This window comes from Deinococcus sp. Leaf326, from assembly GCF_001424185.1.
Classification (GTDB): Bacteria; Deinococcota; Deinococci; order Deinococcales; family Deinococcaceae; genus Deinococcus.
Map to the genome: position 1 here is coordinate 223,403 of NZ_LMOM01000021.1, position 13,112 is coordinate 236,514.

The following is a 13,112-nucleotide window of genomic DNA, read 5'->3' on the forward strand; positions in this document are numbered from 1 at the left end:
GCCCGGCTGCTACCCTCCTTGCTGATGTCCACGCTGCTGCGCGCCGAACACCTCTCCCTGACCTACGGCGAGCGCCCGGTCCTCGCGGACGTGTCGCTGGGTGTGGCCTCGGGCGAGCGGGTGGCGCTGCTGGGCCGCAACGGCGCGGGCAAGACCACACTGCTGCGAATTCTGACCGGCGACCTGCGCCCCGAGGAGGGTGAGGTGTGGCGGGCGCCGGGCTTGCGCGTGGCGGTCCTCGCGCAGCACCACGCCCACCCGCCGGGGGTCAGCGTGCGCGAACTGGTGGACGCCGCGCACCCCTACCGCGACGCCGAGGAAGAGTTGCTGGCCCTGGAGGCTGACCTGGGCGACCCCGAACGCCTTACCGCTTGGAGCGCCCTGCACGCCCGGCTGGACGCCGCCGAGGCCTACGCGTGGCCGGCGCGGGCGCGGAGCATCCTGGGCATGCTCGACCTCACGCGCTTTCAGGGCCGCGAGGCCGCCACGCTCTCGGGCGGCGAGCGCACCCGGCTGGCGCTGGCGCTGGCCCTGGCTCAGGAACCCGACCTACTGGTCCTTGACGAGCCGACCAATCACCTCGACATCCGGATGCGGGAGTGGTTGGAAGGTGAACTGCGGGCCTTCGCCGGCGGGGTGCTACTCACCAGCCACGACCGCGACTTTCTGGACGCAGTGGCCGGTCGCTCGCTGTGGCTGGCGGGCGGCGAAGCCACCGAGTACGCGGGCGGCTATACCCGCGCCGCCGCGCAGCGTGACCTGGAGCGGCGGACCCAGGCCCGCGCCGCCCGCCTGAGCGGGCAGGAGCGCGGGCGGCTGGAGGGCAGCGCCGAGTGGCTGGACCTGCGGGGCCGGCGCTCGGCGGCGCTGCGCACACGGGCCGGCCGCGTGGAAGTCGCCGAGGCGCCGCTGCCCGAGCGCCGGGTCCGGATGCGGCTGCTGGCGGGTACGGCGCGCGCGCGCGTGGTGGCCTGGGGCGATCACCTGTCCAAGAGTTACGGCGAGCACCTGATTCTCACGGGCGCCGCCTTCAAGTTGCGCCAGGGGGACCGCGTGGCCCTGATGGGCGCCAACGGCACCGGCAAGACCACCCTGATGCGGCTGCTGTCGGGCGAGACCTTCGCCGATCCGCCCGCGTCCGAGCGGGCCGCGCCCCCCACGCTGAACTTCGCGGGCGGGGTCACGGTGGCCAGTCTCGACCAGATCTGGCACGGCCTGACGCCCGGCGAGGGCCTGCACGCGCAGTTCGTTCGCCGCTTCGGGAACCGCACGAACGGCCTGCTGGGCCGCGCGGGCTTCACCGAGGCCGACTGGCCCAAGACCCCGGAGCAGCTCTCGGGCGGCGAGCGGGCGCGGGCGGGGCTGGCCCTCGTCAGTGCGCTGCGCGCCGACGTGCTGCTCCTCGACGAGCCGACCAACCACCTGGATGTCGAGGCGTTGCAGGCGCTGGAGGACGCGGTGCAGGCTTACGCGGGCGCAGTCGTTATCGTGACCCACGACCGCCGGTTCGCGCGCGAGGTCGCCACGCGGCTGTGGATTATCGAGGACCGCGAACTGCGCGAGGTCGCCGGCTGGGGCGCGCGCGGCTACGAGGACCCGGCCCGCAGCCTGGAGGGCGACCCGCCGCCGCCGCCCCCTCCGCCCACGCCCCGGCAGCGTCTGGGGCGACTGGAAACCTGTCTGGGCGAGGTGCGCCGCGAGCTCGATGCCCTGCCCGGCAGCCTCACGGGCCGCGAGGAGGGCCGGCTGCGGTCCCAGGCCCATGCGCTGCAACAGGAGCTGTACGGCCTATATGCCGAGGTCCACGCGGCTCCGCAGTGGGACGCCGAGGTCCGCGAGCCGCCCCTGACCGTGCGGGCGCAGCGTCTGGGCGACTGGGAGGCCGCTGGGAGCGGAGGCGGGATGTTTTGGGCGGCCCACGACGAGACCTGCCCGCATCTCGCCTGGGACGGCCGGACCCTGCGCTTCTCGGCCCCCGTGGAGGCGTGGTACGGCGCGGCGCTGCTGGCCGGGGCGCTGCGGGTGCTGTTCGAACGCTGGAACGTGGGCCGCGCGGAACTGGGCGAAGGAGGACTGGTCCTGACCCGCCGGCAGTATTTCGAGCGGACCGGTGTGGTACGCCCGGTACGCCCGCCGGAGGAACCGCAACTGGAGCCCAGCGTGCAGGCCGGATAGGCCCGGATTCGTCCGGCCGCGCTTTCGCGGCTGCTCAGGTCCAGTCCAGCAGTCGCTGCCTGCCCCCCTCATGCGGCGACAGGGGCAGAACGCTGCCCCTCCGCCGAAGGTGTCTTTCGCTATACTCGCGGTTATGGAAGATCTCATCAAGGGACGCCTCGGGGGCGCGGACGGTTATGACATCCGCTGCGCCATCGAAGGCGACAAGATCGTGGGCCGCGCGGGCGGCAAGCTGCACGGCAAGGACATCGAACTCGAGATCACCGAGCGCGGCGTGCAGGGCACGGTCGGCAACGAAAGCGTCAAGATCGAGCTGGAAGCCGGCGAACTGCGCGGCAACGTCGGCAGCCAGAAGCTGACCCTGCGCGGCGTGGACCGGGTGACCGGATTCTTCGGCCAGCCTATCGTCGGCTGGAACGTGGTCGCGCAGCAGCAGGGCGAGCACCTCTCGGGGCAGCTCGGCAGCACGGTCCTGGGCCGCATCTTCGAGCTGGAACTGGGCAGCGCTCCCGGCTGGGTCGGTACCCTGGTCGCCGTCGTGGCCTTCTACGCCCTGGAACCCCGCGCCAGCGTCAGCGCCTAAACGCGCGTGTGCTCGCCGCCCCGGCCGCCGTGCCGGGGCGGCGTCTGTATTTCGCGACTCCCCGGCCTCAGCGCACGCCGAAGCGGTAGGTCACGCCGAACCGCACGCGCGTACTCTCGGGGTCCGAGCCGGTGCTGGGGGTGGTGGTCACGCCCAGGCTCAGGCTGGCGCGGCGGCTGACGTTGTAGTCAGCGCTGAAATTGGGCCGGATGCTCTCGAGATTCAGTCCCCGCAGCGGCGTGCTGACCCGGAACGTGAAGCGGCCGTCGGGCGTGCTGTACGAGGCGTCCACGAGGCCGTTGCCGCTCAGGTCGGTCTGGTACTGCAAGAACAGTTCGCGCGTCAGGTACGACCCCACCGTGATCGTGGCGTTCACGTCGCCGTCCGTGGAGAGGGTCGGGGTCAGGCGGAATACGTCCAGGCCCAGGGCGCGCGCCAGGGTGCGCTCGATTTCGCCCAGCACGAACACGTTCAGGGCGGTGCGCAGGGCGCTGGCCCCCAGGGTGCCCAGGTTGCTGGGCAGGCTGGCGAGGTCCGGCACGCCGGTCACGACAAGCGCGTACAGCTCCGGCTCGCCGTAGGCCGTGCCCGTGGCCGGGTTCACGCAGGCGGCGCCGCTGTTTTCCGGGCAGCTCAGGGTGGTCTCGAGGTTCAGGACGTTGGGGCGGCCGGCCACCGTGCGGAAGTCGCCCGCCACCGAGAGCGCGATGGGGACCTGCTGCTGCACCGAGCGGCCGTTCACCATGACGGTGCCCGGCACCGTGCCGCGCGCCGTGATGTTGAAGGTCGGATACAGGCCCTCGCCCCCGAAGCCCACGCGGCCCTGGGTGATGTTGAACTCGTTCTCGCGCAGGAACAGGGTGCCGCGCTGGGCCAGGATCTCGCCCCGGATGCGGGGGCGCGCGCCCGTGCCGGAGATCGTCAGGCCGGTCGTGCCGAACTCGGCGCGCGCGAGGTTCTCGTCCACCCGGATGCCGTTGGGGGCCGTCACGCGCACGTCGTCGAGCACCAGGCGCTCCAGGAAGGGCCGCTGCGGGGTCGGCGTCTCCTTGCCCTCCTCCTGCGGCTGCGGAAAGGTCGTGTACTGCTCGGGCAGCGGGCTGGCGAAGTTGTCGGTGGTGCGCCCGTCGGTACCGGCCTGGGCACTCTCGCCGGGGCCGGGAATGGTGGTGGGCGAATTGACGCGGCCCAGCGTGAGGCGAGCGAAATCGGCCGCGCCGCTCACGCGGATGAGCTGGCCCTCGGTCACGGCGCGCAGGTCGCCGGTCAGGGCGCTGTCGCGGCCGTAGATCGCGGCGAGGGGCAGGTTGTAGTTGCGCGCCGCGAGGCTCAGGTCCAGCGGCGACAGCGTGCCGCTCAGGGCCAGGGTCCCCGCGCCCGTGGCCGGGTTGGTGCTCGTGCTCTGGCCGGAGACGGTCCAGCGCTCGGGCTGCCCGGCTTCCGCGCTTTGCTGCGAGAGGGTGACGACCGTGTTCGGCAGCGCGCCGAGCGCTTCGGGAGCCACCAACCCGCTGAAGGTGAGTCCCGTGCCCGAGAGCCGCCCCAGGGTGAGCTGGCCTTTCAGGTCTACGCGCCCGTCGGTGCCCACCGTGCCGCCGGTCAGGACGCGCCCGCCGCCCGTGAAGGCCCCGCTGTCGGGCAGGTCGCCGGCAAATTCAGGCACCTGCACGCTCAGGCCCGCCACGCTGCCCACCAGGTTCTGGGCGCGCAGCAGGCCGCGCGGGCGGTCGTAGGTGCCGGCCGCGCTCAGGGTCAGGCTGCCGCGCAGGCTGGGCTGCAACTCCGCGAGGCCCGGAATCAGGCGCAGGACCGGCGTGAAGGTCGTGCCCGTGAACTGCGCGCTGAGGTCCACCTTCTGCCGGGTGTACTGCCCGCGCACGTCCCAGGTGCCGGCGCCCGAGAGCTGGACGTTGATGTTGCGCAGTTCGCCCGCCGCGTAGTCCAGCGTGCCGCTGCCCACCAGCGTCTCGGTGCGCACGCCGCTGGCGGCGTCCACCGTAGTGCCCGGCGCCGGACTCGTCGCGGGGGTGGTGGCAGGGGTCAGGGGTGCGGCGGCGACTGCCGCTGCCGGGGCCACCGTCTTCGTCTGGGCGAGGGCCGCTGCCTCGGCCGCGGTGGTGCTGGCGCTCACGCGGATACGTTCGGCGACCACTGTCGCCGTGCCCGCTGCCGGATTTGCCAGTGGCACCCGGAAACGCGCGATGCCGGTCACGACGCCCTCGCCGGGGGTGGTGCCGGTCGCGGCCCCCACCAGGGCGCCCAGCGGCAGCGCCTGCAACGTCGCCTGCCCGAAGACCTCGCCGCCGCCCAGGCCGGCCGTGAACTGCGACCGGCCCAGGTAGCCGCGCAGTCGCCAGTTGCCCGCCACCTGGGTGCCCTCGACCCGCGCCGCCTCAGTCTGCGTGCCGAGGTTCAGGCCCGCCGACTGCACGAAGAAGGTGCCGCCACCGTCGTTCAGGTTGGCTTCTCCGCTTACTTGGCCGCCCAGTCCGGGCAGCAGCTTCAGCTCGCCCAGGTCCACCTCGTTCAGGATCGCGCGGGCGCTGTAGCCCTCGCCGGTGGGCCTGACGGCCAGCACGCTGCCCAGCGCCGGCACGAGGTCGGCCAGCCCCCCCTCGGCCGTAACCTGCGCGCTGCCCATCGCGTTGCCCGCGCGCAGGCTGCCCGTAAAGCTCTGGCCGGTCAGCCCGATCTGCCCGCCCACCGTCAGGGTCTGCCCCGAGATCTCGACCGGGTAGCTCGTCACGCCCACGGTGCCGGTCAACCCCGAGTCGGCGGCGCGAATGTTTACGTTCAGCGCGCCCGCGTCCTTGCGGAGCTGCCCGGCCAGCGTGCCGGTCCAGGGTCCGGCCGCCGACTGCGCCGCCGTGAGATTCAGGGTGCCGGCGCTCAGGGCGGCCGTGGCCTGCACGCGGGGGCGTCCGGCGTCCAGGCGCACCTCGCCGCTCACGTCGCCGGCCAGGGGCAGCCCCAGGTAGGGAATCTCCTGCGGCGCACGGACCCCCGCGATCCGGAACGTAAAGGCCCCGTCGCGGGTCTGCGAGCCGACCGACCCGCTCGCCGTTAGCCGGCCGCTCAGACCGCCCACGTCTAAGCGTGCGAGGTCCAGGCCCGGCAGGTCGGCCGTGACCTGCTCGCCGTTCCAGAGGACGCGGCCCGCGGTCTCGCCGTCGCTCACGCTCAGGTCGGCCGCCGCGCGGCTCGCCGTTCCCGCCGCGCGCCACTCGCCCCGGCGCACGCTCAGGACAAGCCGGGGATCGGCCAGCAGCCCGCTGGGGGTCACGCTCAGACTCAGCTCGGGCCGGCTCAGGCTGGTGGCGCCCAGCCACTGCCACTGGCCCGCGCCGCTCTGGCCTGCCGGAATGGGGCGCAGCTCGACCGCGCCGCTGGCCGTCGCTCCGGGGCCGTCCACCAGTCGGAGCTGCACGCCGCGCGCGTCGGCTATCAGCCGCGCCCCTGCCCCCAGCAGCCCCGCCGTGCCGGTCAGCAGCGGCCGCGCGAAGGCGCCCGACAGCGTGAGGTCAGCGGGCTGGGTCAGCACGCCCTGCGGCCCGCCGGTCACGCGCGCCGTGCCGTGCCAGCCGGTGTAGGGGTCGGCCTTCACGTTCAGGGCGGCGTTCAGGCCCTGCGCCGACACGTTGCCCTGCACCGCGAGGGCCTGGGCGCGGTAGCTCGCCTTGAGGTTGCCCGAGACGTTGCCGGCGGCTGTGAGGGCCAGGTCGGCCACGCCGTTCAGGCCCGCCGCGCCGCTGACACGCACACGGCTTCCGGCGGCCTCGAGTGCGAAGTCGCGCAGGGTCACGGTCTGACCGGTCAGGCGGGCGACCTCGGCCCCGTCCTGGGTCAGCGCGCCGCTCAGGCCCCTGACTCTGCCACTCAGCGTGCCGGTCAGGTCGGCCAGCGAGACGCCCGACACCGCCGCCCCGGTGGTCGTGACGGTCGCGGCCAGGGTGGGGGCGGCCACCGTGCCGCCCAGCGTCGCGGCGACCGTGGCCCGGCCACTGCTTCCCGCGACCAGCCCCAGCGGGGTGAGATCGAGCCGCCCCGAGAGCGTGGGGATGAAGCCCTGCGCGCGCGTGAGGGTCACGTCACCGCCGCCGAGTCTGCCGGCGTCCAAGGCATAGCCGCCCCGGCCGTCGCCGCGCAGGGTCAGGGGGTCGGCCAGCGCGCCCAGTTTGGCCTGCACCGTGCCCGAGAGCTGCGGCCACTGGCCCTGGAGTTTCACGTCGGCGCGGTTGCCCGAGGCCTGCACGCTGCCGTACACGCTTGTCCTTGCCGTGCCCGCCGCGAGGTCGATGTCCTGCACGTCGGCGTACAGCGCGCCGCCCTGACCCTGGCCGCGCAGTTCGGCGCGGGCCAGCAGGTGCGGGTCACTGGCCCGGCCGCTCAGGGTCAGGCGGGCGGCGAGCGCGTCGGTGACGGCGTTCAGGGTGCCCGAGACGCTGGGGTCGCGCGCCTGCCCGGTCAGGGTCAGGGCCGCGTCCACCTTGCCCGTCCCGAAGGAGGCCGCGCCCTGGTAGGCCGTGGGCACGCCATTGACCTGCACCTTCAGGCCCTGGGGCAGGCTGCCCTGGGCGCTCAGCAGGCCGCCGCGCAGGCTGCCGCGCAGGTCGGCCTTGAGCACCTCGCCCTGGGGGCGGTACTCGGCCGAGCCGTACAGGCTGAACGGCCCCACCTGCCCCTGCTCGCCGCGCAGGGCGAGGTTGCGCGCGCTGAAGCTCTCGGGACCGCCCGCGAGGGTGCCGTGGGCCTCGGCCGTGCCCGCAAAGGTCAGGGCGTCCACATCCAGCGTGGCGGGCAGCAGCCGTGCCAGCCGCAGCGAGGGCGTCTTGAGGGCCGCGTCGTAACGCCCGCCCCGTAGGGTGGCCGCGCCGCTCAGGGCCGGGCCGCTCAGGCTCAGGGCCACGTCGCCCGCGCGGTAGCTGGCCTGCACGTCGCCGCTCAGCTCGCCCAGGGTGTCCTCGGTGCGCCCGGCGAAGGTGGCCTCGACACGGTTCCAGGCCGCGCCGCCCAGGGTCAGTGTGCCGCCCACGCCGAGTTGTCCGGGCCGGCCCCAGAAGGCCCCAGCGTCCAGACGGTTCAGGGTCAGGGTGCCGCCCGGCCGCAGCGGCAGGCCCGCGCCCAGCGCGCCGCTGAAGCTGGCCTGTTTTGCGCCGCTGCCCAGGGTGCCGGCCAGATTCAGTGGTCCGCCGCCGCTGAGGGCGGCGTCGAGTGCCCCGCCCGGCACCGGCCCCACGGCGCGCAGGCGGCCCAGCCAGCCCACGCGGGCGTTCCAGCCGGTCGCGCCGGTCAGGGCCACGTCGGCCTCGCCGCTGCGGTAGCGGGTGTTCAGGTTCAGCCGGGCATTGAGCAGGCCGCCGGGCGCTCCGCTGCCCAGGCGGCCGCGCAGGGGGCCGTTGACGGTCTCGCCGGTCAGGGCGACCTTCCAGTCCTGGCCCAGCAGCCGCGCGGTGAGTCGCGTGCCGGCGACCGCCAGACCCTCGCCGTGCTCGCCGCCGATGGCCCCAGTCAGGAGACCCTGCACGTTCACGTCCGGCTTGGCGAAGTCGCCGCCGACCTGCGCCGTAAAGCGGCCCGGTACCACCTTGTTCACGTCGGCGCGGGCACTCAGGGCGAGGGCCGGGTATACCGGTCCCGAGACGCGCACGACCGTGCCCGCGAGCGCGCTCCCCGTCAGGGTCGCCACGGCGCCGTCGACCCGCAGCGCGCCGCCCACGTAGCGGGCCGGCACGGTGAAGCGCGCCCCGGCCGCCTGGCCGCTGGCCTGCGCGCGCAGGTCGGCCAGCGTGCCCCCCAGCGTGGCGCTCAGGGCGCCCTGCACGCCCGCCAGGGGTTGCAGGTCCGGCGCGGCGAGCTGTCCGGCGACCCGCCACGCGCCGAGGCCGTTCCCCGCGCTGCGCGTCAGCCCGAGGTCGAGGGTGGCGCCCGAGGTGGAGGCACTGACGGTGGCCCGCGCCGCCTCCGTGGCGATGGCCTGGGCACTGGCGTTCAGCGTTAGGTCGCGGCCCGCATACGCGCCCGTCGCCGTGAGGGTCAGGGTCTCGGCCGCGCTGCCGCGCAGGGTGGCGCTCAGTCGGGGGCCATCAGTTGCCTGGGACCGCACGGTCAGGGCCGCGTCCGCCTGCGGGTAGACCGGCCCGCGCACCGTTGCGGAGATGCCCGACACCGTACCCCCCAGGTCGGCGGCGAGCTGCCCGGCGCGCAGGGTCACGTTCCCGCGCAGGTTGCGCAGCTCGCCGCTGGTCCGCAGGTCCACGCCGAGCTGCCCACTGGCCCGCGCGAAGTCCAGGTCGGGCACGTTCAGGTCCAGGGCGGCCGAGCCCGTCACGTCGCCGAGCCCTGTTCCGGCCAGGTCGGCGTCGGCCAGCCCGGCGCTGGCCAGCAGGGGCGAGAGCGCGCGGGCGTCCACCCGGCCGCCGCTCACGCTCAGGGTGCCGCCCGCGAGGCGCACCGGCAGGCGGGTACCGGGGTGGGTCAGCACGCCCTGGGCAACGATCTGCCGCGCGTCCACACCGCCGCGCCAGTCGAGCCGGGCGTCCAGGCCCAGCGGCGCGCCGGCATACCGGGTCTGGGTCAGCGACACGTCGGCGCCGGTCGCGCGCACCTCGGCCACGAGTCGGCCGGGGCGGATCACGGCGCGCAGGTTCTCTGGCAACAGGCCCGTGAAGGGCGTGAGGTCGGCGCTCAGGGTGCCACCGATGCTCGGCAGGACCTGGAGGCGCCCGCTCAGCGGCCCCGAGGGTACCGCGCTCAGGCGCGGACCGTCGCCGGCCACGCTCAGGGTGCCGGGCCGCGTCCCCGCCGCACTCTCCAGGGCGTAGCGCAGGCCCAAGCGCCCGGCCCAGGCCCCGCCCGCGTAGGTCAGGCCGCCCAGGCGCACGCGCGCCCCGGTCAGCGAGCCGCTCAGCGGCAGGGTCTGGGCCGGCACGACCAGCGCCGCCGCCCCCGACCCGAAGCGCTGCGCCTTGAGCCGGACTGTCCCGCTGAGGTTCGAGACGCCGCCCGTGGCGCGGGCGCTCAGGTACGGCCCGTCCACGCGCAGGTTCAGGTCCGAGACGGTCGCGGGCAGGGTCAGGCGGCCCGAGGCCAGGACCGTCTGGCCGGCCACCGTCCCCGAGGCCGAGATGCGCCCGGCAGCGGCGATCACGTCCAGTGGCCCGGCGCGCAGACGACCGCTCAGGACGCCGCCCGAAGCGCTCAGGCGGCCCTCGAGGGTCTGGCCCGCCAGGGTCAGGCGCCGGGCGTCCACCTGGAGATCACCGAAGCCGCGCAGGGTCACGGTGGCGGCGCCGCCCGCACTGTCGCGCACGCTCAGGGTGCCGCGCGGGCTGGCGCCGGTGCCCTGGATGTTGCCGTCGACGAGCAGTCGTCCGTCGCCGCCCGCGCCCGGTACGGTCAGGGGACCGCGCACGTTCACGTCGTAGCGCCCGGCGGGCAGCGAGGCCCGGCCCTCGGCACGCAGGCCCTCGCCGTCGGTCACGAGGACATTCAGACGGTCCCAGGGGCCGTTGAGGGCCACGGTGTACTGGTCGAGCGTGCCGCGTGCCTCGACCGCGCCCCGGAAGGCCTCACGGCCGCCCTGACCCGGTCCCCAGGTGGCGCGCCCCTGCACCTGCCCGGTTTGTCCGAAGGCGGTCAGGGTCTGCGCGCCCGCCACCCGCACCAGACCGCTGCGCCCGTCATAGGTGACCCCCAGGTCGCCCCAGCGCCCGCGCGCGCTCAGGGCGGGGGTCAGGGTGCCGGTCACGTTGATGTCCTGCGCCGGCACGCTGACCCCACCGAAAGACAGCTCGCCCGTGCGCCCACTCAGCCGGGCTGCGAGCGCGCCGTAGGGACCGGCGACGGTCGCCCGCAGCGTCTGGCCCATGAAGGTCGCCGCGCCGCTGGCCTGCACGTCGGGATAGACCCGGCCCCTCAGGGTGGCCTCGGCCGCCTCGCCGCCCAGCGGCAGCCCGGCGCGCAGGTCGGCCGTCACGGTGCCGATGGGCGTCTGCCCGGTGTCGCCCCGGCGGGTCAGGGTGCCGGCGACCGTGGCGCCCGCCGCCTGCGCCTGCACCTGGGCCGAGCCGCCCAGCCCGGCGAGGTTCAGGTCCACCGTGCCGCCCAGCCTGGCCACCGTGGGAAGCAGTGGCCGCAGCGCCGCGAGGTTCACGCGCCCGGTCGCCTGCCAGTCGGCGCCGTCGATGAGGCCGCTGGCCGTGTCGCCCAAGGTAGTCAGCGAGAAGCGCACGCCGCTTTGCACACTCAGGCTGCCCCGGATATCGGTGCCCTCGATGCGGGCAGCCGTGCGGTAGGGCGCGCGCAGGTCGGTGTCGGCCAGCACGGTCACGCCGCCGACCGTGCCGCGCACGCGGGCCGCCGTGCCCAGCGCCTCGGCGCGCAGGTCGTAGCCGTTGCCCTCGGCGCGCAGCTCGCCCACGGCTTCCAGGTTGGTATTGACCGAGAGGTCGCCGCTCACGGCCGCGCCGCCCGTCACCGCGAGGTCGCGCGCGCGCAGGGTGAAGGTCTCGCCGTTCCAGCCCAGCGCCTGCTCGCCCGAGCGGAAGGTGGCCCGGCGCCGCAGGAAGTCGAGGTTCAGAGGCCCGCTGAGCGTCTTCTCGAGGCCGGGGACCCGCGCGCTCACGTTGCCGCTCAGGGCGCCGCCGGGCAGGTTGAGGGTGCCGGTGCCGCCCAGCGTGACGCCCGCGCCGACGAGATTCTGGACTGCCCAGGTGCCGCGCAGTTGCCGGTCGAGGTCGAGCCGGACCGTCCCCAGGTCCGCGCGCAGGCCCGAGCGGTCGTAGCGGGCGCTGCCGTTCAGGGCGAAGGGCCCGGCCTGCCCGCCGCTGACGGTCGCCCGCAGGTTCTCGGCGGTGCCGCTCAGGGCCACGCGGGCCCGCGCCGCGCCGTAGTCGGGGTTCAGCGTGGCCAAGAGGGTTCCGCCCTTGACCGCGTAGCGGGCCTCCAGCGGCCCGCCGAGCGCCGCGCCCCCCAGCGTGACGACGTTGCGCGCGTTGATGCCCGCCGTGAGGTCCAGCGGCCGACCCGCGAAGTCGCCCTTCCACGCCGCCGTGCCCGCCCGCCCGAGGGCCAAGCGGCCCGTGAGGGTCTGCGCGCCGGCCAGCCGGGTCCGTGCGCTGAAGGCCAGGTCGTTGGTCTGCCCGTTTACGGTCTCTCCGGCCGCGGAGGTGCTGTCGGCACTGAGAAAGGTGTATTCGGCCCTGGCGGCCTCAAAGGGCACGCCCGCCACCGTGCCCTGTGCCTGCGCGTAGCCCTTGACCCGCACGGTGGTCCAGCCGCCGGCTGTGACCCGCAGCTTCAGGGTGCCCTGGCCGGTCGTGCCGACGGCGCGCGCCAGCCCGGCGACGGTGGGCGTGGCGTCGGCGCTCACCGTCCAGTTCTGGGCCCCGAGGTCCACGCCGCCGCGCGCAGTGACGGGGCCGTCCCAGCCCTGCCCGGCCAGGGTGAAGCTGATCTGCTCGCCGCGGTGCGTGGCGCGCCCCGTCACGCCGGTCACGCGCACGAACCGGGCCTCGGGCACGCGCAGCTCGCCGCCGCTCAGGCGCAGGTCGCCCTTCAGGGGGCCGTCGCCTACCACGTAGCGGCCGGTGATGCGCCCGCCCTCGACACCCTTCCAGTAGTGCCGGGCGATGCGGGCGTCGGCGTCCACGTCCACCGTGAAACGGTTGGTGCCGGCTGCCGTCTCGGCCACCGTGACCCCGGCCGTGAACGCGCCGTCGTCGGTCTCGCCCTCGACCTTCAGGCGGCCGCCTTCGCCCTGGTCCACCTTCGCGCGCAGGTTGGGCACGTTGACGCCCTGGCCGTCCACCTGCAGCGCCGAGTCGCGGATGTCCACGCCGCTCACCACGACCTTCCAGCCGCCGCTCGCCGCCCCCCCGCCGCCCCCGGTCGCCCCCCCGAGCAGCTCGCTGAGCTTGAGGTCCACGTTCGCCCGGTCGACCGCCACGGCGACCCGCACGGTGCGTGTGGCGGGATTGACGCCCGTGACCGTCACGCCCCCTGCTCCCACCGTCGCGCTCACGCCCGGAAGGTCGACCCGCGCGCCCTCGACCCGGGGCGCCCACAGCGGTCCGGTGACGCGCCCGGCCTGCACGCCGCTGCCCCCCAGTCGCGTGAGCAGTAGCCCGCCGAACAGGGCCGGCGAGTACGCCACGACCCCCCCCAGCAGCAGCCCCGAGCCCAGCAGCACCCAGGGCCAGCGCCGGGCCGCGCGCGGCCGCGTAGAGGCGGGGGCGGCCCGGCGCTGGCGGTCGCTCATGGCCGCCCCGCACAGTTCGCCGCGCCCCGAGGAAACCGGGACGCGGCGAGCAACGTGCAGGGCAGAGAACGGCCGACCATCCGCGTCATCTTAGAG

Annotated in this window: 3 protein-coding genes; 2 read left to right on the forward strand and 1 reads right to left on the reverse strand. The window is 75.1% G+C overall.

The features are described from left to right. The first annotated feature begins 24 nt into the window (after positions 1-24). Positions 25-2,175 carry an ABC-F family ATP-binding cassette domain-containing protein gene (locus ASF71_RS08060; protein WP_056297737.1) on the forward strand — a complete coding sequence of 717 codons (2,151 nt, stop codon included), beginning with the start codon at positions 25-27 and terminating at the stop codon, positions 2,173-2,175. A 133-nt stretch (positions 2,176-2,308) separates the two neighbouring features. Continuing rightward, positions 2,309-2,758 carry a hypothetical protein gene (locus tag ASF71_RS08065; protein ID WP_056297741.1) on the forward strand — a complete coding sequence of 150 codons (450 nt, stop codon included), beginning with the start codon at positions 2,309-2,311 and terminating at the stop codon, positions 2,756-2,758. Positions 2,759-2,825: 67 nt separating this feature from the next. Here ASF71_RS08065 and ASF71_RS08070 read toward each other — a convergent pair whose 3' ends face one another. After that, positions 2,826-13,016 (reverse strand): translocation/assembly module TamB domain-containing protein, encoded by a 10,191-nt coding sequence (locus ASF71_RS08070; RefSeq protein WP_235514236.1) that lies wholly within the window; start codon positions 13,014-13,016, stop codon positions 2,826-2,828. Positions 13,017-13,112 lie beyond the last annotated feature (96 nt).